The following is a 20906-nucleotide window of genomic DNA, read 5'->3' as shown; positions in this document are numbered from 1 at the left end:
CCCGCCAAGGTGGAGAATAGCGGGACCCCGGGTCAAGCCCGGGGTGACGCTCACCGCCTACCGATCCAGCACTTCCCGTACGCGCCGCGCCAGGGCCGCGAAGGTGAACGGCTTGGTGATCAGCTCCACCCCGGCATCCAGCCGACCGTGGTGGACGATGGCGTTGCGGGCGTAGCCGGTGGTGAACAGCACCTTCAGGCCCGGCCGCAAAGTGGTCGCATGGCCCGCCAGCACCGCGCCGGTCATGCCGCCGGGCAGGACGACGTCGGTGAACAACATGGTGACGCGCGGATCGCTCTCCAGCACGCGCAGGGCGGACGGGCCGTCGCCCGCCGCCAGCACTTCATAGCCCAGCTCGCCCAGCGCCTCGACCGAGAACGTCCGCACATCGGCATCGTCCTCGCAGACCAGGATCACCTCGCCCGCCATCGCCGCACCCGGCGCGGTCTCGTCGATGCGCACCCGCTCCTCGCCATCCCGCCCAAGGTAACGCGGAAGGTACAGCTTGATCGTCGTGCCTTCGCCAAGCTCCGAATAGATGCGGACATGGCCGCCCGACTGCTTGAGGAAGCCGTAGACCATCGACAAGCCGAGGCCGGTGCCGCGCCCGACCTCCTTGGTGGTGAAGAACGGATCGAACGCCTTCTTCACCGTCTCCGCGTCCATGCCGCTGCCGGTATCGGATACCGAGAGCACGACATACTGCCCCGGCGCCACATCCGTCTCCGATGCGGCATAGTCGCTGTCGAGGAAGGTGTTGCCGACCTCGATGGTCAGCCGCCCGCCATCCGGCATCGCGTCGCGCGCGTTGATCGCGAGGTTCAGGATCGCGTTCTCAAGCTGGTTCTCGTCCACTTCGACCGGCCAGACGCGTGCGGCCTGGACGATCTCCACCTCCACAACCTCGCCGAGGGTCCGGTGCAGGAGGTCTGACATCGATGCGATCAGCCGGTTGGGATCGACCCTTTTCGGGGCGAGCGGCTGGCGGCGCGCAAAGGCGAGCAGTCGCTGGGTCAGCGTGGCCGCCCGCTGCGCGCCGCTCATCGCGCTCTCCGCCGCGCGCCTTGCTCGCGCGAGATCCGGCGGCAGCGTGCGACCCACGATCTCCAGATTGCCGGTCACCACCTGCAGCAGGTTGTTGAAGTCGTGCGCGACCCCGCCGGTCAGTTGGCCGAGCGTTTCCATCTTCTGCGCATGGCGAAGGTCCTCCTCCGCCTGACGCAGGGCCTCCGCCGCCGCGCGGCGCTGGGTGACGTCACGCGCGACGCAGTAGAGGAGGTCGCCCTCCGACACGGCCGTCCAGCTGAAGCTGCGATACTGCCCATCCTTGCCGCGAAAGCGGTTCTCGAAGCGCAAGGTCTCCTTGCCGTCGGCGAGCTCGCGAACTTCCTGGCGGGTCTCACCCCGGTCGTCGGGGTGCTCCATCCACTCGCTGGTACGGCCGATCAGCTCCGTCTCGCTCCAGCCGAGGATGTCGGTCCAGGCGGGGCTCGCCGCCAGCCAGACGCCGGCCTTGTCGGCGATCAGGAACGGGTCGCGCGCCAGGGTCCAGAGGCGGTCCCGGTCGGCGAGGGCGGTCTGTTGTGCGACGACCCGCTTCGTCGTCTCGCTGACGATGCAGAGCACGCCACCGACGCTGCCGTCCTCTTCGGGCACGGGGGAGTAGGAAATGTCGAAATAGACCGTCTCCCCGCCCGCGCCGCGCTCGATATAGAAGGGGCGGTCCTTCGCGTAGACCGTCTCCCCGGTCTCCCGCACACGGGTGAGCAGCGGGCAGAGATCGTCCCATAGCTCTGTCCAGCTCTCCTGCGCCGGACGGCCGAAGGCTTGCGGGTGCTTGCTGCCGATCGTCGGCGCATAGGCCTCGTTATAGAGCGCGCAGAATTCCGGTCCCCAGAACATCACGATCTCGGCGCGGGCAGGCATCATCAGCGCCACGGCATTGCGGAGAGGCGCCGACCATCGCGACGCGCAACCCAGCGGAGAGCTTTCGGCGGAAAGGCCGTCGATCAGATCCTGGAACGCCGCCCCGGTCCTTGTCGCCTGAAAATCCTGCGGCGGCGCTGACGCCATTCCCGATACCCCCAAGCCTGTACCCACGCCGAGACGCTGTGACCTGCATCAATCCAGATCGGTGCGGTTTGTTCACGTGACCGGACGGATATCCAGCACGTCCAGCTTCGATTCCCAGGCGGGGCGGGGGAGGACGAGCCGCCAGCGCGCCGGCGCGATCCGTTCGAGAAAACCGGCGAGATCGCGTTGTTCGTCCCCGCCGTAGGGCCGCGCGCGCCGCTCGTCCCCCAGCACCATGCTGCCGAGGAAGACGAGGCGGGTGCCGTTGTCGCGATAGAGGATGCCCTGCGGCCGCTGCGATCCGGTGACCTTCTCGAACCGCGCCGCGCCGCCCACCTCGGCGATCCGGCACAGGAAGGGCGGGTAGCTGATGAACGGCAGCATCCCCGCCGACTTCGCGCCGACCTTCGTCACCTGGCAACGATAGTCACCCGTCGGCGGCATGGGATCGCCCGTGGCGGCATCCGGCTCCAGCAGCACGCCCGCCGCCGCAACCTCCGCTCCCTTTCCGGCGGCACGGGCGTCGGCCAGCGCTTCGATCCAGGCGGTGCGCCATTCGCGCAACCGTTCGCGATCCGGATCGGTCACCACCGATCGCCAGTCGGTTGCTGAAGGCGCTTCCGTCTGGGAGAGGGCAGGGCGTTCGCCTCCGCCGCATCCCGACAGCAGGGTGCAGGTGCCGATACCGATACCAACGATCGTGGCGAAGCGGGCGGCGCCCACGCTTATTGCGCCGTCCAGCCGCCGTCGATCGACATGTTGGCGCCGGTAATCTGCGCCGCCTCGTCGCGACAGAGATAGAGCGCCATCGCCGCTACCTGCTCGGCGGTCACGAACTGCTTGGTCGGCTGACCCGCGAGAAGCACGTCGTTCATCACCTGCTCCTTGGTCATGTTCCGTGCCTTCATCGTGTCCGGGATCTGCTTTTCGACGAGCGGGGTCCAGACATAGCCCGGGCTGATGCAATTGGCGGTGATGCCATGCGTCGCCAGTTCCAGCGCCAGGGTCTTGGTGAGACCGGCGAGGCCATGCTTCGCCGTCACATAGGCCGACTTGAATGGTGAGGCGGTGAGCGAATGCGCCGACGCCGTCTGGATGATCCGCCCCCAGTTCTTCGACTTCATGTACGGGATGGCGAGGCGGCTGGTGTGGAACGCGGCGTTCAGGTTGAGCGCGATGATCAAATCCCACTTCTCGACCGGAAACTCCTCGACGGGGGCGACATGCTGCACGCCAGCGTTGTTGATGAGGATGTCCACACCGCCGAAGGCCTCTGCGGCTTCCTTCATCATCGCCTCGATCTGGTCGGGCTTGCTGAGGTCGTGCCCGCTATACGTTGCCTTCGCGCCGCTCGCCGCCTCAAGACCCTTCCGCTCGGTCTCGATCGCGTCGGGGTCGCCGAAGCCGTTGATGACGATGTTAGCCCCCTCGACCGCCAGCGCCTTGGCATAGGCGAGGCCGATGCCAGAGGTGGAGCCGGTGATGAGCGCGGTCTTGCCTGACAGGAACATGGGAACTCCTACATTGCCGTCACGATGTGGCGGATCATCACAACGGCTCTGTGACGCTTTCGAGCCAAATGCGCGTGTCGTCTGGAACCAGCGGGCCGACCTCGCTGCGCACGCGGGCGTGATACGCGTCCACCCACGCCCGCTCCGCCCCGCTCAACATTCCGGTATCGATCAGGTTGCGGTCGATCGGCGCGAGCGTCAGCGTCTCGAAACCGAGCACGCGCTTCTCCGCACCCGCGACCTGCCGCTCCTCGACGAGGATCAGGTTTTCGATGCGGATGCCGTATGCGCCCGTCTTGTAATAACCCGGCTCGTTGGAAAGGATCATGCCGGGCTGCAGCGGCTCGTCGCCGCCTGCCTGGCTCGATCCGACCGGGGCGATCCGCTGCGGCCCCTCATGCACCGACAGGAAGGATCCGACGCCGTGGCCGGTGCCATGCGCGTAGTCGAGCCCGGCCTGCCAGAGGTACTGGCGCGCGAGCGTATCCAGTTGCTGCCCGCGCGTGCCCGCCGGGAAGATCGCGGTGGCGAGCGCGATATGCCCCTTCAGCACGCGGGTGAACCGGTCCTTCATCTCCGCAGTCGGCACCCCGATCGCCACCGTGCGGGTCACGTCCGTGGTGCCGTCGCGATACTGCCCGCCGCTGTCCACCAGATAGAGCGAGTTCAGTTCCAGCGGCCGATTGCTCTGCTCGCTCACCCGGTAGTGAACAATCGCGCCGTTTGGCCCCGCACCGGAGATCGTGTCGAAGGAAAGATCCCTAAGCTGTCCGGTTTCCTCGCGAAATGCGCGGAGCCGGTCCTGGGCGGAAATCTCGGTCTCGCCGCCCTTCGGCGCTTCGATGGATAGCCAGTGCAGGAACCGCACCAGTGCGGCGCCATCGCGATGCTGCGCCGCTTTGTGGCCCGCGACCTCGACCGCGTTCTTGATCGCTTTGGGCAGCACCACCGGATCGCGCGCCTCGATGACGGTCGCGCCCGCCTTTTCCAATGCCTCGAAGATCGCAGCAACGGCACGCTCCGGGTCGGCCGCGATGCGCTTGCCTGCCAAGGTGGAGAGGTGCCCGGCGAACGCCTCGCGCGGATGAACGCGCACGGTGTTGCCGAGGTGCGCACGCACGTCCTCGCCCAGCTTCTCCTCGGCCACGAATAGATCCGCCGTCCCGTCCGCCTGCACCAGCGCGAAGGCGAGGGCGACGGGCGTCCGCTCGACGTCCTGCCCGCGCACGTTGAACGTCCAGGCGAGCGAATCCAATGCTGACAAAACCGCCGCATCGGCGTTCCGGCCCGCCAGCCAATCGGCGATCTCGCTGCGCTTGGCGGCCGAGTTCTTCCCCGTGAACTCATCGGGTTGCACCACGAGCTTCGCGTCGGACGGAAGAGGCTGGTCCGGCCAGACCGCGTCCACCGGGTTGGTGTCCACGGCGACCAGCTCCGCACCCTTGGCTGCCAGTGCCGCCCGTGCCGCCACGACCCAACCCTTGGTGTGCAGCCACGGATCGTAACCGATCCGCGCGCCCTGTTCCGCCCGCGCGCTGAGCCATTCGGAAATGCTCGTCTCCGGCACCGACTGATAGCTCCAGTCGTCTGCCGACACCTGGTCCCGCACCTGCAGCGTGTAGCGTCCATCGACAAAGATCGCCGCCTCGGCCGGCATCACCACCGCCGACCCGGCCGACCCCTGGAATCCCGTCAGCCATGCGAGCCTTTGCGCATAGGCCCCGACATACTCGCTCATATGCTCGTCGGTCAGCGGCACGACGAACCCGTCGAGGCGGCGGCGGGCAAGCTCCTCACGGAGCGCGGTCAGGCGATCATGGTAGGTGGACATCGACGGGACTCTCGTTCTTTCTGTCAGCATAGGCCTGCGCGGAGCCCCGCGCCAACGGGGACTTGGCACGATGAAGACCGCAGCCCATCTGACCGCCACGATCCTTGCGGCCCTCCTCGCCGCACCCGCCTGTTCGGAGCCCGTCTTGACCGCCAAGCCCCCCGTCGCCGCTCGTCATCCCCATAGCTACACGCGCCACGGCTACACGATCGAGGATCCGTATTTCTGGCTGAAGGACCAGGGCTATCCCAAGGTCGATGATCCGGCCGTCCTCGACTACCTGAAGGCCGAAAACGCATATTTCGAGGCATGGAAAGCACCGAACCAGCCGCTGATCGACACGCTTTTCGCCGAGATGAAGGGACGGGTGAAGGAGGACGATGCCGGCGTGCCGCAAAAGGACGGCGACTGGCTCTACTGGTGGGCGTTCAAGCCGGGCGGTCAGTACCGGGTCTGGTACAGGAAGCCGGTGAAGGGCGGCACCGATCAGGTCGTCGTCGACGAACCTGCCGAGGCGGAGGGCAAGGAGTATTTCAAGCTCCAGGTGCTGTCGGTCAGCCCTGATGGCACGCTCGCCGCCTGGTCCGCCGACACCAACGGATCGGAGCGCTTCACCCTCAAGATCCGCGACGTGGCGAGCGGTGAGGATATCGAGACGGTCAGCGCGGTTGCCATGCACGCGGTGGTCTGGTCGGCGGACTCGAAGTCGATCGCCTATACCGAGGTCAACGACAATTGGCGCACCGACACTGCCAAGCTGCATATCCTCGGCACCGATCCGAAGACCGACAAGGTTCTCTACCACGAGGATGACGACGGCTTCAGCGTCGCCCTCGGGCGCACCCAGGACCGGCAGTGGATCACGCTTTCGACGGGTGACAACCAGACGAGCGAAGTGCGCCTGATTTCCACCGCGAACCCATCCGCCGCGCCGCTCCTCATCAGCCCGCGCAAGGTCGAGCGCCAGTATTCGGTGGACAGCGCGCACGGGAAGCTCTGGGTCCTCACCAACGACGACCATGTGAACTTCCGCATCGCCGAGGCGGACCCGGCCAAGCCTGCCGAATGGAAGACGGTGATCGCCGGATCGGACCGCGTTTATCTTCGCCAGATCAACAGCTTCGCGAAGCATCTTGCGATCACCGAGAGGGTCGACGGCCTCGATCAGATCCGCCTGCGCAGCTATGATGGCGCGGAGACGCGCATCCCCTTCCCGGAGGCGAGCTATACCGTGGAGCTAGCGAGCAACCCGGAATATGATCCGCCCGCCTATCGCCTTTCCTATACGTCGATGGTCACGCCCCCGACCGTCTACGACTATGATCCCGCGACCGCGCGGCTCGCCACCCTCAAGGTGCAGGAAATCCCCTCCGGCTACGACCCCGGCCAGTACGCGACCGAGCGGCTGATGATCCCCGCGCGTGACGGAAAGACCATCCCGGTCTCAGTAGTTTACAAGAAGGAATTCCAAAAGGACGGGAAGGGCAAGCTCTTCCTCTACGCCTATGGCGCCTATGGCTATGCGGTGCCGCCCAGCTTCTCGGCCAAGCGGCTGTCGCTGCTCGATCGCGGCTGGGCCTTCGCCATCGCGCATATCCGCGGCGGCGACGATCTCGGCTATGACTGGTATCTGCAGGGCAAGGCCAAGCAGCGCTGGAACACCTTCCGCGACTTCTCGGATGTGGCGAAGGGGCTGGTCGAGGCAAAGTTCACTGCGCCGAAGCGGATCGCCATCAACGGCGGATCGGCAGGCGGCGAACTGATGGGCGTCGTCACCAACACCGATCCCGACCTCTGGGGCGCGGTGATCGCCGACGTGCCCTTCGTCGACGTGCTCAACACCATGCAGGACGAAAGCCTGCCGCTCACGCCGGGCGAATGGCCTGAATGGGGCAACCCGATCACCGACAAGGCCGCGTTCGAGCTGCTTCGCAGCTACAGCCCCTATGACAATGTAACGGCGAAGGATTATCCGCCGCTCCTCATCACTGGCGGCCTCAACGATCCGCGCGTAACCTATTGGGAGCCGGCGAAATGGGCGGCCGCGCTCCGCCATGTGAAGACAGACGAAAGCCGCCTGCTTCTGAAGATCAACATGGGCGCGGGGCATGGCGGCAAGTCGGGCCGCTTCGACTCGCTGGTCGAGGACGCGGAGGCCTATGCCTTCGCGATTACGGAAGTCGGAGAGTAGCTCGCACCACCTGTCATCCTGACGAAAGTCAGGATCCATCCGCGCTAAGCCGGGCGCCGCTTACTGCGGTCAATGGATGCTGAATCAAGTTCAGCATGACGATGGCCGGTATGTTCCTCACCTGCGCCCTCCGCTAGCCTCTGCCTGATGCGGAAGGCCCTTCTCACGCTGCTCTGCGCTGCGCTCACGGCCTGCGTCGCGCCGAACAATCCGTCGCCATCTCCTTTGCCGCCCAAAGCAATCGCAGCGTCGCCCGCCCGCGCAGAGCCGCCCCCCGCATGGAAGCTGCGGCCGGTCGTCCCCGACGCGCTCGAGGTCGCCGCCGCCACCTACACCGTCCAGCCCGGCGACAGCCTCCGCGTCATTGCAAGAAGGACGGGTGCCGGGTCAGAGGCGATCGCGCGTGAAAACCAGCTATCCGCGCCCTTTGTCATTCATCCCGGCCAGCGCCTCCGGATCCCCGGCGGTCGTTATCACCTCGTCCGCCCCGGCCAGACCGGCATCGCGATCGCCCGCGCCTATGGCGTCGACTGGTCCCGGATCGTTGCGATCAACGACCTCGAGGAGCCTTACATCCTGCGCACCAACATGCGCCTCCTCCTGCCGTCGAAGGCACAGGTCGCCGCGATGACGATCGAGGAGCGCGCGGCCGCCTTCACGATCGACATCGACGATCTCATCACCGGTACACAACCTGCACTCGCCGCGCGCGAGAAGCCGGTCGGGCCGGCCATTCCGAAGCAGAGCACGCCCTCAGGGCAATTCGGCTGGCCGGTCGAGGGAAGTCTGCTCACCCGCTTCGGCCCAATGGGTCAGGGCCGGATCAGTCAGGGCATCAACATCGCGGCAAATGCCGGCACGCCCGTCCATGCCACCGCCGACGGCACGATCGCCTATGTGGGCGACGACATCGCGGCCCTGGGCAAGCTCGTCCTGATCCGCCACGCCGATGGCTGGATCAGCGCCTACGCCCACAACCAGTCGATCACCGTGGCGCGCGAACAAGCCGTCAGGCGCGGCCAGATGATCGCACGGGTGGGCAGCACCGGCTCGGTCGGCGAACCGCAGGTCCATTTCGAACTGCGAAAGGGAAGGGGGGCAGTCGATCCGCTGAAATACCTGCCCCCGCGCGCCTCCTGATCTCACACGCCGTGCGCGAGGGGCAGCAGGTAGCCGCCGCCCGTCTCAAGGAGATCTTCACGGAGGCCGGGCTGCCGATCCTGCAGTCCAGCACGCATATCGCGCCCTTGATGATCGGCGACCCCGTAGAGGCAAAGCGGATCAGCGATATCCTCCTGGCGGAGTATGGCTTCTATGTGCAGCCGATAAATTACCCCACCGTGCCCTGCGGGACCGAGCGGCTCCGTTTCACACCTGGCCCCACGCGCGCCGAAAGGCGAGGCAAGAGGATCGCTGCGTGACCAATCGCTTGTACTACGGCGACAATCTTGATGTGCTGCGTGCGTCGGTGGACGATGAGAGCGTAGATTTGATCTACCTCGATCCGCCGTTCAACTCGAACGCCAACTACAACATCCTCTTCGCGCCGCCGAAGGCGCTGCGTACCGAGGCTGATGCCCGGCATGCGCAGATCCAGGCCTTCGAAGACAGTTGGCATTGGAATGACACTGCGGAGAAGGCGTTTGATGAGGTCGCCCGAAGCGGCCACACGCATGCGTTCGAGCTCTTGAACGCGATGCGCGCCTTCTTGGGCGAAAACGACATGATGGCGTATCTCGCCATGATGGCTGTCCGGCTTATCGAGCTACATCGCGTTCTGAAGCCGACCGGAAGCTTGTACTTGCACTGCGATCCGACAGCGAGCCACTACTTGAAACTGCTGCTTGATGGAGTGTTTTGACCTGCCGGCTATCGCAATGAGATCATCTGGCGGCGCACTACCAGTCACAACTCTTCTAGACGTTATGGCAAGATCGCCGACACTATTCTATTCTACTCCAAGTCGGGAAACTGGACATGGAATGACGTTCGCACCGAATATAGTGAGGCGCAACTCGGCCGATATCAGGAGGATAGCGACGGCCGGATGTTCCGCGCCGAGAACCTGACGGCTGACCGACGCAACTCGGATTCCGGTAAATTCGAGTGGCGCGGCACGATGCCGCCTCCGACGCGCGGATGGGCTTACAGCCTGGCCCAATTGGAAGAGTGGTGGAGCGAGGGTCGCATCCTTACGCGCCGTGACGGAACACCGCGGATGGATGGACTGAAGATTTACCTCGATGGGCAGGCCGGCCAAAAGCTGCAGTCGGTCTGGACCGACATCCCGCGTATCGGCAATACGTCGGGCGAACGGCTGGGATATCCCACGCAGAAGCCAGTGGCCCTGCTGGAGAGGATCATCACCGCATCCTCCAACCCGGGCGACGTCGTCCTCGATCCCTTCTGCGGATGCGGAACGGCGGTGCATGCGGCCGAGAAGCTGGGCCGTAAGTGGATCGGGATTGATGTCACGCATCTGGCGATCTCTTTGATCGAAAAGCGGATGAAGGCGGCATTCCCCGGCGCAGCGTTCACTGTGGAAGGAACGCCGAAGGACCTCGCCTCCGCGCTCGATCTCGCGCGGCGCGACAAGTACCAGTTCCAATGGTGGGCCGTGTCGATGATCGATGCGCAGCCCTTCGGTGGCAAGCGCAAGGGTGCGGATGGCGGCATCGACGGCATCCTCTACTTCAAGCCCGACGGCCGTCGGACCGAGAAGGCGCTTGTGTCGGTGAAGGGCGGCGACAATGTCGGCGTGCAGATGATCCGCGATCTCCATTCCACGATGGAGCGGGAGAAGGCGCCGATCGGCGTGTTCATCACCAAGGCTGCGCCGACCAGCGCGATGGAGCGGGAGGCGGCGGCTGTCGGCCGGTTCCATGTCGAGGCGACTGGGCGGAGCTATCCACGATTGCAGATCATCACCCTGCCCGAACTGTTCCAGGGCAAGCGACCGGATGTGCCTTATATCGACACAAGCGCCGCCTTCAAGCGCGCGGCGCGGGAAGAGGTGGAGCAGGATAGCTTGTTGTAAGGGCGCTTAGGCGAGGGGAGTAGCACCACGTCGCGACGGATTGATGTGACAGCGAGGCCTCAACACTCCGCGAGGGCGCGTCTTTTCACCGGAACGGTGCGAACGGCAATATCGCCGCATAGTCCGCGATCCGCCCTTCCTTCAGGCCTGCCCTGATCATCCAGGCGTCCTTCACGATCTCGGCTTGCTGTTCGATGCCATACCGCCGGAAAGGCTTCCCCGGCGTCAGCACATAGTCGTAGCGGCAGAAGGGGTGGCGGATCAGCGGCAGGAACCACCGGCCACCATGCTGCGCCTGCCAGACATGCGTCATCTCATGGACGAACAGCGCGCGGTAAGCAGGGGAGGCGGCGGCATAGTCGTCGCGCCAGGCGTGCCCGTCCTCCGGCAGCCAGAGGTGGCCGTCCGGCGCCATGCAGGTGTTCTTCGGCTGCAGCGGCCACCAGCGGCGGCGATGGACCCGGACCGCGACATAGTCGATCGCATCGCCGAACACCGATCGCGCCAGCGCGACCTCGCCCTCCGTCAGGGCGCGCCCGTCGGCGTTCAGTGGCTGTTTCCGACCGCCGTGGTCGCCGTCACCCGGGCCTCTGCCGTCGCCGCGACACCGCTCGCGAAGCGGAGGGTGAGGGTGGTCTTGCCGCCCGGCTTAAGGTCCGGGCTGATGTCGAACAGCATCGCGTGGTTGCCGCCCGGCGCGAACACCGCCTTGCCGCCCGCCGGCACATCCACGCCGTCGATCCGGCGCATCGTCATCATCCCGCCGCTCATGCCGCCCTCGTGCAGCTCGACACGGCGCGCGGCCTTGGTCTCCACCGCGACCAGCCGGTCCGCCTTGTCGCCGCCGTTCAGCGTGAAATAGGCCGCCCCGGGCCGTCCGGCGATGATCGGCAGGCGAACGACGGCGTCCTCCACCGTCACCTTCGCGGAGCCGCAGGCGGACAGGAACAGGAGAGGGAGCAGAAGCGAAAAGGGCTGGGGCCGGATCATGCCGTGGCCCTTAGCGCGAAGCGGAAAGGGAGGGAACCGCATCCAGCCCCGCGACAGCGCGCAGATGGGCGACGCGCGCGGCGAGCGTGGGTTCGAACAGCCGCGTCGCTGCGACCGCCGCCGCCCCCCGCGTCAGCGCAGCCAGCTTGCCGCGATCGGCGGCAAGCGCCGCGATCGCTGCCGCCAGCCCCCTATCGTCGCCGACCCGCACGCCCACCCCGCAGGGACCCAGCGCAAGGACGCCGCGGAAGGCCGGGTTGAGGAAGCCGGCGATCGGCACGCCGCAGCCGAGCGTCTCCAGATAGGTGCATGACGGGTCGCCCTGGGGGTGCGGGCAGATGAAGAGATCTGTCTCCGTCTTGAGGGCCGGCACCAGCGCCGTCTCGAAATCCACCGCTCCGCGCATCCGCACCCGCGCCGCCAGCCAGGGGTCGCCCGCTGCCTCGGCTGCGATCGCCGGCTGCAGGCTCCCGTCGCCGTAGATGTCGACGGTCGCATCGACGCCACGCGCCTTCAGCGCGCGCATGACGGGGAGGAGGTGGTCCGCACCCTTCATCCGCTCCAGCCGACCGGAAAAGGCGAGACGGATCGGACCGCGTCTTGCCGTCAATGCCTCCGCCTTGGTCGCCGCGCCTGTCAGGCCGATGAAGTCGCTTTCCGCCAGCCGGGTGTCGAAAAAGAGCAGCGGGTTCGCATTGAGCGTGCGATAGGCGTCGTGTGCGGGTGTCCCGTTCGCCTGAAGGCCGGCCGATCGCGCCAGCGCCCGCCGCACCCGCCGCTCCTGCCTGATCAGCCAGATCCCGCCACGCAGCCTGCTTGGCAGACCGCCGGTGGTGAGGCGGAGGATATCGAGCCTGGTGCGGAGCGCATATTCGATCGTCATCACGACCGGTGTTCCGGGCAGCAGGTCCGGCAGGGCGCGATCCCTGTAATCGTCCGCCCCGCCGACGACCAGCGCCGCACCGGCAAGATGGGGGAGTGCGTCTTCGATCGGCGCATCGGCCCCGATACACACGACGTCGAACGGCAGGCTGCCGCGCGCATACCAGCGGCCGTAGGCATTGGCGGCGGGGTCGGCGCTACGGCTGACGCAGCGCACCGGCCCCGGCCAATGCCGCGCATAGAGATGCAGACCCTCGGCGGCCTTGATGTCGAGGAACACGCGGTCGCCATCCTCCGCCGCGCCCACATTGGGGATGATCGCGAGGCCGGGGGCGGTGGCCGTCATGCCGGATGGGCGACGTAGTCGGTGCCGACGAAGGCGTCCGGACGATCGAGGTCGAACGCATCGATCGGCGCCTCGCCGCCAGCCTGATCGATCTGATGGATGCGGTATCCCGCTTCGGCGAAGAAGGCGTAGAGGTCTGCGGCGGCGGCGCGGTTCCGTTCGGCCAGACTCACGTCGATCGGTACGCGATCGTGTCCCGCATAGTTCGGCAGGACCTCGAAGAAGCAGATTGGCCGTTTCTCCGCCAGCGTGCCCGAAAGGCCACGGAATACGCTGATCTCCGCGCCCTCGACATCGACCTTGATGATCGCGGGGTCGTCGATGCTCATTTCGCGCAACACCTCGTCGCCGATCCGGGCGGGGACATAGGTGACCGCGCTTTCCGCGCGATAGCGGCTGGTCGTTGACGCGACCAGGCTCGCCATCTCGTCGAACTGTCCTTCGGAATAAAGGGGCAGCAGCATGTTGCTGTTGCTCAGCGCCAGGCTGACGACGCTGGCGTTCCGCACCTTGTTGTCGCGCAGGAACTGGTCGACAAAGAAACAGCAGCCGACCTGCGGCTCGAAACCGACATAATGGCGCGCGGCGTCGATCGACAGGATCTTTTGCAGGGTCTGGCCGGTGTTCACGCCGACATCGATGACCGTGCCCGACCGCGCGGCCATGGCGCGGGCAAGTGCTGCGACCAGGTGCGGCTCGTGCGTGGCGGTGGTGGTCAGCCGGTTGGTGATATAGCCGCGCACCCGGTACGGGCGATCGCCCAGCTTCAACTTCTGCCCCAGTTGATGTCGGATATACGTCAGATGATAGGGAATTGCGGCCAGGCCCATCTTAATCTCCACCGGACGGCGCTGCATAGGGCGCGGTCACGACAGAGCGCAAGCGCGGCTTTGTCCCGGCGAAGTTCCCGCAGCGAAACAGGTTCTTGTCGCTCCCGAAAGCGCTCCTATATCGCCCGGCGTAACGAACCGCCCGACCGGCCCTTGCTTGGGTTTCGAGGAGGGTCCGCGGGTTCACTGCTTTTTGGGGTGAAAGAGGACAAGAATGGCCAAAGTTATCGGCATCGATCTGGGTACGACCAACAGCTGCGTCGCCGTCATGGAAGGCGGCAAGCCCAAGGTTATCGAGAATGCGGAAGGTGCGCGCACCACGCCGTCGATCGTCGCCTTCGCCAAGGATGGCGAGCGGCTGATCGGCCAGCCGGCCAAGCGCCAGGCGGTGACCAATCCGGACGCGACGATCTTCGCGGTGAAGCGCCTGATCGGCCGCCGCTTCGACGATCCGATCACCAAGAAGGACACCGAGCTGGTCCCCTATCACATCGTGAAGGGGCCGAACGGAGACGCCTGGGTGCAGGCGCGCGGCGAGGATTACTCGCCCTCGCAGATCTCCGCCTTCACGCTGCAGAAGATGAAGGAGACCGCCGAGTCCTATCTGGGCGAGACGGTGACGCAGGCCGTCATCACGGTCCCCGCCTATTTCAACGATGCGCAGCGTCAGGCGACCAAGGACGCCGGCAAGATCGCCGGCCTTGAGGTCCTCCGCATCATCAACGAGCCGACGGCGGCGGCGCTCGCTTACGGTCTCGACAAGGAGACGAACAAAACGATCGCGGTCTACGATCTCGGCGGCGGCACCTTCGACGTGTCCGTGCTCGAAATCGGCGACGGCGTGTTCGAGGTGAAGTCCACCAACGGCGACACCTTCCTCGGCGGTGAGGACTTCGACGCCAAGCTGGTCGAATATCTCGCCGACGACTTCAAGAAGGCCGAGGGTATCGATCTCACCAAGGATCGCCTCGCCCTCCAGCGCCTGAAGGAAGCGGCCGAGAAGGCGAAAATCGAGCTGTCCTCCGCGCAGACGACCGAGGTCAACCTGCCCTTCATCACCGCCGACGCCAACGGGCCGAAGCATCTGGTGAAGTCGATCAACCGCGCCGAGCTGGAGCGTCTGGTCGATGATCTCATCAAGCGCACCATCGAGCCGATGAAGAAGGCGCTCGCCGATGCCGGCCTGAAGGGCGACCAGATCGACGAGGTTGTCCTCGTCGGTGGCATGACCCGCATGCCCAAGGTGCGTGAGGCGGTGAAGCAGTTCTTCGGCAAGGAGCCGCATACCGGCGTGAACCCGGACGAGGTCGTGGCGATCGGCGCTGCCGTGCAGGCGGGCGTCCTGCAGGGCGACGTCAAGGACGTTCTGCTGCTCGACGTCACCCCGCTGTCGCTGGGTATCGAAACGCTGGGCGGCATCATGACCAAGATGATCGACCGCAACACCACGATCCCGACCAAGAAGAGCCAGGTCTATTCGACCGCCGACGACAACCAGTCGGCCGTCACGATCCGGGTCTTCCAGGGTGAGCGCGAGATGGCGCAGGACAACAAGATGCTCGGCCAGTTCGACCTGATCGGCATTCCCCCCGCGCCGCGCGGCGTGCCGCAGATCGAGGTCACCTTCGACATCGACGCAAACGGCATCGTCAACGTGTCCGCCAAGGACAAGGGGACGGGCAAGGAACAGCAGATCAAGATCCAGGCCTCGGGCGGCCTGTCGGACTCCGACATCGACCAGATGGTGAAGGATGCCGAGCAGTTCGCCGAGGAGGACAAGAAGCGCCGTGAGGCGGCCGAGGCGAAGAACAACGCCGAAAGCCTGATCCACACGACCGAGCGTCAGCTTGCTGACAATGGCGACAAGATCGACGCTTCGCTCAAGTCCGAGATCGAGTTTGCGGTTGCCGAGGCCAAGACGGCGGTCGAGAGCAACGATCCGGCGCAGATGACCGAAAAGGCCCAGGCGCTCGCGCAGGTCGCGATGAAGATGGGTCAGGCCATCTACGAGAAGGAGCAGGCCTCCGCCGCGTCTCCGGGCGGTGCCGGCGGTGAGACGGCGCAGGCCGATGACGTCGTCGATGCCGAGTTCTCGGAAGTCGAGGACGAGAAGCAGGGCTGACTTTGATGCACACCTTTGGCCGTCACCCCAGCGAAGGCTGGGGTCGCTACGATCAGAGCGATGCCAGCCTCCGCTGGCATGACGGCAAGGGGTGCTTCCGCGCGGTACGTATGGCTACCTTCGTTACCTTTGACCGGCCGGGGGGCTGATGTTGGACACCGACTATTACGAGCTGCTGGAGGTCGAGCGGACCGCCGACGAGAAGACGATCAAGTCGTCCTACCGTCGCCTCGCCATGCGCTGGCACCCGGACAAGAACCCCGGCTGCGCGGACTCCGAGGCGCGGTTCAAGGCGATCAGCGAAGCCTATGACTGCCTGAAGGACCCGCAGAAGCGCGCGCTCTACGACCGCCATGGCAAGGCCGCGTTCCAGAATGGCGGCGGCGGTGGCCAGCAGGGGTTCGAAGGCTTTTCGGACATCTTCGAGAACATCTTCGGCGAGTTCATGGGCGGCGGTCGTGGCGGCGGGCGTCAGCAGCAGCGTCGCGGCGCGGACCTCCGCTACGACCTCGAAATCACGCTGGAGGATGCGTTCCACGGCAAGCAGGCGACGATCACCGTCGATGTCGCCGCGCAGTGCGAAGCCTGCGACGGTTCGGGCGCGAAGCCCGGCACCGGTGCGAAGACCTGCACCACCTGCGCCGGCCACGGCAAGGTCCGCGCGCAGCAGGGCTTCTTCGTGGTGGAACGGGCCTGTCCGTCCTGCCACGGTGCGGGGCAGGTCATCTCCGACCCATGCGCCGAATGCCGGGGCGCGGGCCGGGTCGACAAGGAAAAGACGCTCGACGTCCGCATTCCCGCCGGCGTCGACGAAGGCACCCGCATCCGCCTGTCGGGTGAGGGCGAGGCGGGCGCGCGCGGTGCGCCTCCGGGCGATCTCTACATCTTCCTCCATGTCAAACGGCACGGACTTTTCGAACGCGACGGCACGACACTCTTCGCCCGCGCACCGATCAGCTTCACCACGGCGGCGCTCGGCGGCGAGATCGAGGTTCCCGGCCTCGACGGCGAGACCCACGCCATCCGCATCCCGCCCGGCATCCAGTCGGGCAAGCAGCTCCGCCAGCGTGGTGCTGGCATGCCGGTCCTGAACGGACGCGGCACCGGCGACTTGGTCATCCAGGTCGAGGTGGAAACCCCCACCAAGCTGTCTGCCCGCCAGAAGGAACTGCTGGAGGAATTCCGCGCCACCGAAACCGGCGAGGAATGCCCGCAATCGGCCGGCTTCTTCTCCAAGCTGAAGGGTGTCTTCGGCGCGGAGTGACCGTTCCGCGCTCTCTCCCCCTCGACTCCCGTCTCCGCCCCCGCCATTAGCTTTCCGCACCGCAACACAGGGGGAGACTTCATGGCATTCCGCACGCTCGACGATCTCGGCGACATCACCGGCAAGCGCGTGCTGGTGCGCGAGGACCTGAACGTGCCGATGGACGGCGCGAAGGTGACCGACGACACCCGCCTGCGCGCCGCGATGCCGACCGTCCTCGAACTCGCGGACAAGGGCGCGATCGTCCTCGTCCTCGCCCATTTCGGCCGGCCGAAGGTGCCCGCTCCGGAATTCTCGCTCGCCCAGATTACCCAGCCCTTCGCCGCCGTCCTCGGCCGCGAGGTCCGGTATATCGATTGGGAAGGGGATGAGGCCGCCGTCGCCACGCTCCAGCCCGGCGACATCGCCGTTCTCGAAAACACCCGCTTCTTCGGCGGCGAGGAGAAGAACGACCCCGCGACGATCGATCGCTTCGCCAAGCTCGGCGACATCTACGTCAACGACGCCTTCTCCGCCGCCCACCGCGCCCATGCCTCGACGGAGGGGCTCGCCCATAAGCTCCCGGCATACGCCGGCCGCTCGATGGAGGCGGAGCTGAAGGCGCTCGAAAAAGCGCTCGGCGCGCCCGAACACCCGGTCGCGGCGGTGGTCGGCGGGGCGAAGGTCTCCAGCAAGCTCGACGTGCTGACCCACCTCGTCACCAAGGTCGATCACCTCATCATCGGCGGCGGCATGGCCAACACCTTCCTCGCCGCGCGTGGCGTCGATGTCGGCAAGTCGCTCTGCGAACACGACCTGAAGGACACCGCGCTCTCGATCCTCGAAGCGGCGGACAGGGCGGACTGCACCGTCCACCTGCCCTATGACGTGGTCGTCGCCAAGGAGTTCAAGGCCAACCCGCCGACCCGCACCGTCAACGTCCATGACGTCGCCGCCGACGAGATGATCCTCGATGTCGGCCCGGCCGCGGTCGAGGCGCTCGGCGATGCGCTGAAGACCTGCAAGACCCTCGTCTGGAACGGCCCGCTCGGCGCGTTTGAGCTGACGCCCTTCGACGCCGCGACCGTCGCCCTCGCCAAGACGGCGGCGGCGCTGACCCAAGACGGCAGCCTCACCTCGGTTGCGGGCGGCGGCGACACGGTGGCGGCGCTGAACCATGCCGGCGTGGCCGACAACTTCACCTTTGTCTCCACCGCCGGCGGCGCCTTCCTGGAATGGATGGAGGGCAAGGAACTGCCCGGCGTAAAGGCGCTGCAGGTCTGAGGACCGCACGCCTTCTTCGCACCTGCACCATTCCGTTGTGCAGCCGCGACTCGCTCGCTAACAAGTCCGTCGGGAAACGATCTTTGAAGCCGGAAGGGGCGGGAAACCCGGATGGCTGATCAACGGAGGGAAAGAATGCAGTTCAACGAGATGTTGGAAAAGGCCGCGACCGGCAAAGGCTTCATCGCGGCGCTCGACCAGAGCGGCGGGTCCACGCCCAAGGCGCTCAAGGGCTATGGAATCGAGGCGGACGCCTATTCGAATGACGAGGAGATGTTCGGCCTGATCCACGACATGCGCAGCCGTATCATCACCTCGCCCGCCTTCTCCGGCGACAAGGTGGTCGGCGCGATCCTGTTCGAGCGCACGATGGACGGCCAGGCCGGCGGCAAGCCGGTGCCTCAGGCGCTGCACGATCGCGGCGTCGTCCCCTATATCAAGATCGACAAGGGCCTTGAGGACGAGGCGAACGGCGTCCAGCTGATGAAGCCGATCCCCGGCCTCGACGCGCTCCTCGCCCGCGCCAAGGGCCTGGGCGTGTTCGGCACCAAGGAGCGTTCGGTCATCAACCTCGCCAATCGCGAGGGCATCGCCGCTGTCGTGAAGCAGCAGGTCGAAATCGGCCTGCAGGTCCTCGCCGCCGGTCTCGTGCCGATCCTGGAGCCCGAGATCAACATCAAGAGCCCGGAGCGCGCCGCCGCCGACCAGATCCTGCTGGAGGAGCTGACCAAGGCGCTCGACGCGATGCCCGGCACCGAGAAGGTGATGCTGAAGCTGTCGCTGCCGGAAAAGCCCGGCCTCTATGACAGCCTGGTCGATCACCCGCGCGTGCTCCGCGTCGTCGCGCTCTCCGGCGGCTTCGCCCGTCCGGAGGCGTGCGCCGAACTCGCCAAGAACCGCGGCATCATCGCCAGCTTCAGTCGCGCGCTCCTCGAAGACCTCCGCCACCAGATGTCCGACGAGGAGTTCGACACGTCGCTCGGCGGCGCGATCGACCAGATCTACGACGGCTCGGTCAACAAGGTCGCGGCGTGAATTGAGGGGCGGGAGCGGCCGATCCGCTCCCGCCGCCTGTTCTCTCCGGCCGTGTCCTGCGGTAAGGGTATCCCATGCAGGGCATGTTCGACGACGCGCTGAACCTCGATCCCGGCTTCGCCGACCGTTTCGAGGCGCAACCGCGTGACCCGTGCCAGCTCTACCTGATCTCGCCGCCATCCATCGATGACGGCTTCGTCGATCGCCTCGCCGCCGCGTTCGAGGGCGGGCCGGTCGCCGCCTTCCAGCTCCGGCTGAAGGGCATCGACGAACATGCGATCGCGCGGGCGGCCGATCCGATCCAGCGGCTCTGCGCGCAGCAGGACGTCGCCTTCATCGTCAACGACTCGGTCTCGCTCGCCAAGCGCCTCCGCGCCGACGGCGTCCATCTCGGCCAGAGCGATGGTGACGCGACGGATGCGCGCCGCATCCTTGGCCCGAGCGTGCAGATCGGCGTCACCTGTCATGACAGCCGCCACCTGGCGATGGAGGCGGGCGAGGCGGGGGCCGACTACGTCGCCTTCGGCTCCTTCTACCCGACCACCACCAAGGAGGTGGAGCACCATCCCGATCCGTCGATCCTATCCTGGTGGTCGACGATCTTCGAGGTGCCTTGCGTCGCGATCGGCGGCATCACCCCCGCCAACGCTCGCCCGCTGATCGACGCCGGTGCCGACTTCCTGGCGGTCTGCGGTGGGGTGTGGAGCGATCCGGAAGGGCCGGCGAGTGCGGTGGACAAGTTCACCCGCCTATTCGCCGAGACCGAGTAGTCGCTTGAGCACCAGCGCGTCCTCGATCGCCTGCCCCTCGACATCGTTGTTGAAATAGGCCCAGACCGTCCGCCCGGTCCTCGCTTGAGCTTCCATCCATTCGGCCCAATCCTGCAGAGCCGGCTGACCGTACCGCCCGTGATACTTCCCTGCCGCCCCATGAAACCTGACGTAGGCCACCGTGCCGGAGGTCCAGCGCGGCACGTCCAGCCCGGGCATGTCATGGGTGCAGAATCCGGCACCGTATCGTTCGAGAAGCGCCAGCACCGTCGGATCCATCCAGCTCTGCTCGCGGAACTCGAAGACATGGGTCATATCGCGCGGCAGCAGCATCAGGAAGGACTCGAGCCGCTCAAGGTTGGCGCGGAACCGCGGCGGAAGCTGGTACAGGACCGGCCCGAGCGCATCGCCGAGCGCCCGCACCGGCGTCAGGTTGCGCTCCAGCGGCTCGGCGCAGTCCTTCAGCTTCTTCGCCTGGGTAAGAAACCGATTCGCCTTCACCGCGTAGCGGAACCCCTCCGGCGCCAGGTCGCGCCACTTGGCGAAGGTCTCCAGCTTCGGCAGGCGATAGAAGCTGTTGTTGATCTCGACCGTGTCGAAATGGCGGGCGTAATGGTCGAACCAGCAGCGCTGCGGCAGGTCGGCCGGATAGAAGCGACCGCGCCAGTGCGGGTAGATCCAGCCTGAGCAACCGATGCGGATTTCGCCTCTCGCGATCATCACCCATCAACGCGCAGGACCCCAACCGTTCCTCCGGCGTT

At 66.2% G+C, this 20906-nt stretch carries 17 protein-coding genes and 2 pseudogenes; 10 read left to right on the top strand and 9 right to left on the bottom strand.

The window, feature by feature from the left end:
- Positions 1 to 57: 57 nt before the first annotated feature.
- The 4 genes from ACM608_RS09565 to ACM608_RS09550 all read right to left on the bottom strand — a co-directional run bounded on the left by ACM608_RS09565 (position 58) and on the right by ACM608_RS09550 (position 5415).
- Positions 58 to 2073, bottom strand: coding sequence for a PAS domain-containing protein (locus ACM608_RS09565; RefSeq protein ID WP_419682997.1), 2016 nt, complete (start codon positions 2071 to 2073; stop codon positions 58 to 60).
- 72 nt (positions 2074 to 2145) lie between these two features.
- Complete coding sequence (locus tag ACM608_RS09560) at positions 2146 to 2796, bottom strand: DUF4893 domain-containing protein (protein WP_419682996.1); 651 nt, start codon at positions 2794 to 2796, stop codon at positions 2146 to 2148.
- A gap of 2 nt (positions 2797 to 2798) precedes the next feature.
- On the bottom strand, positions 2799 to 3584 hold the full coding sequence (locus ACM608_RS09555) for a 3-hydroxybutyrate dehydrogenase (protein WP_419682995.1): 786 nt from the start codon (positions 3582 to 3584) through the stop codon (positions 2799 to 2801).
- Positions 3585 to 3621: 37 nt separating this feature from the next.
- Positions 3622 to 5415 (bottom strand): aminopeptidase P family protein, encoded by a 1794-nt coding sequence (locus ACM608_RS09550; RefSeq protein WP_419682994.1) that lies wholly within the window; start codon positions 5413 to 5415, stop codon positions 3622 to 3624.
- Between the two features lie 70 nt (positions 5416 to 5485).
- On the opposite strand from ACM608_RS09550, the gene ACM608_RS09545 reads away from it, so the two are divergent.
- From ACM608_RS09545 to ACM608_RS09525, 5 genes and pseudogenes are all read left to right on the top strand, one after another.
- Positions 5486 to 7606, top strand: coding sequence for a S9 family peptidase (locus ACM608_RS09545; protein ID WP_419682993.1), 2121 nt, complete (start codon positions 5486 to 5488; stop codon positions 7604 to 7606).
- A 147-nt stretch (positions 7607 to 7753) separates the two neighbouring features.
- The gene (locus ACM608_RS09540) at positions 7754 to 8746 is read left to right on the top strand and encodes a peptidoglycan DD-metalloendopeptidase family protein (RefSeq protein WP_419682992.1); all 993 of its coding nucleotides are present in this window, start codon (positions 7754 to 7756) and stop codon (positions 8744 to 8746) included.
- Positions 8747 to 8748: 2 nt separating this feature from the next.
- Positions 8749 to 9000: pseudogene (locus tag ACM608_RS09535) on the top strand (aminotransferase class I/II-fold pyridoxal phosphate-dependent enzyme); the annotation flags it as partial.
- A gap of 23 nt (positions 9001 to 9023) precedes the next feature.
- Positions 9024 to 10043 (top strand): annotated as a pseudogene (locus tag ACM608_RS09530) (site-specific DNA-methyltransferase); the annotation flags it as partial.
- Positions 10044 to 10112: 69 nt separating this feature from the next.
- On the top strand, positions 10113 to 10643 hold the full coding sequence (locus ACM608_RS09525; protein ID WP_419685154.1) for a restriction endonuclease: 531 nt from the start codon (positions 10113 to 10115) through the stop codon (positions 10641 to 10643).
- A gap of 85 nt (positions 10644 to 10728) precedes the next feature.
- On the opposite strand, the gene ACM608_RS09520 is transcribed toward ACM608_RS09525, so the two are convergent.
- From ACM608_RS09520 to ACM608_RS09505, 4 genes are read right to left on the bottom strand one after another with little or no spacing between them, the layout of a single operon-like run.
- Positions 10729 to 11139, bottom strand: coding sequence for a vgr related protein (locus ACM608_RS09520; RefSeq protein WP_419682991.1), 411 nt, complete (start codon positions 11137 to 11139; stop codon positions 10729 to 10731).
- A 50-nt stretch (positions 11140 to 11189) separates the two neighbouring features.
- Positions 11190 to 11633, bottom strand: coding sequence for a copper chaperone PCu(A)C (locus ACM608_RS09515; RefSeq protein WP_419682990.1), 444 nt, complete (start codon positions 11631 to 11633; stop codon positions 11190 to 11192).
- A gap of 10 nt (positions 11634 to 11643) precedes the next feature.
- Entirely contained in the window at positions 11644 to 12861 is a 1218-nt protein-coding gene (locus ACM608_RS09510) for a glycosyltransferase (protein ID WP_419682989.1), read from the bottom strand.
- Positions 12858 to 13691 carry an FkbM family methyltransferase gene (locus ACM608_RS09505; RefSeq protein WP_419682988.1) on the bottom strand — a complete coding sequence of 278 codons (834 nt, stop codon included), beginning with the start codon at positions 13689 to 13691 and terminating at the stop codon, positions 12858 to 12860. Before ACM608_RS09505 ends, ACM608_RS09510 begins: the two co-directional genes overlap by 4 nt.
- Before the next feature lie 214 nt (positions 13692 to 13905).
- On the opposite strand from ACM608_RS09505, the gene dnaK reads away from it, so the two are divergent.
- From dnaK to thiE, 5 genes are all read left to right on the top strand, one after another.
- Positions 13906 to 15813 carry a molecular chaperone DnaK gene (dnaK, locus tag ACM608_RS09500; RefSeq protein WP_419682987.1) on the top strand — a complete coding sequence of 636 codons (1908 nt, stop codon included), beginning with the start codon at positions 13906 to 13908 and terminating at the stop codon, positions 15811 to 15813.
- A gap of 148 nt (positions 15814 to 15961) precedes the next feature.
- Positions 15962 to 17077, top strand: a complete 1116-nt coding sequence (gene dnaJ / locus ACM608_RS09495) for a molecular chaperone DnaJ (RefSeq protein WP_419682986.1) — start codon at positions 15962 to 15964, stop codon at positions 17075 to 17077.
- Between the two features lie 81 nt (positions 17078 to 17158).
- Positions 17159 to 18340, top strand: a complete 1182-nt coding sequence (locus tag ACM608_RS09490) for a phosphoglycerate kinase (RefSeq protein WP_419682985.1) — start codon at positions 17159 to 17161, stop codon at positions 18338 to 18340.
- A 135-nt stretch (positions 18341 to 18475) separates the two neighbouring features.
- Entirely contained in the window at positions 18476 to 19375 is a 900-nt protein-coding gene (locus ACM608_RS09485; protein WP_419682984.1) for a fructose bisphosphate aldolase, read from the top strand.
- Positions 19376 to 19449: 74 nt separating this feature from the next.
- The gene (thiE, locus tag ACM608_RS09480) at positions 19450 to 20145 is read left to right on the top strand and encodes a thiamine phosphate synthase (RefSeq protein ID WP_419682983.1); all 696 of its coding nucleotides are present in this window, start codon (positions 19450 to 19452) and stop codon (positions 20143 to 20145) included.
- Here the strand turns inward: thiE and ACM608_RS09475 are convergent.
- Positions 20125 to 20865 carry a DUF72 domain-containing protein gene (locus ACM608_RS09475; protein WP_419682982.1) on the bottom strand — a complete coding sequence of 247 codons (741 nt, stop codon included), beginning with the start codon at positions 20863 to 20865 and terminating at the stop codon, positions 20125 to 20127. The genes thiE and ACM608_RS09475 overlap by 21 nt on opposite strands.
- Positions 20866 to 20906 lie beyond the last annotated feature (41 nt).

It is taken from the genome of Sphingomonas sp. ID0503 (genome assembly GCF_048565625.1).
GTDB lineage: Bacteria > Pseudomonadota > Alphaproteobacteria > Sphingomonadales > Sphingomonadaceae > JBLZUR01.
Note: the sequence above shows the minus strand (reverse complement) of the source record. Positions and strands in the feature narration are given on the sequence as shown.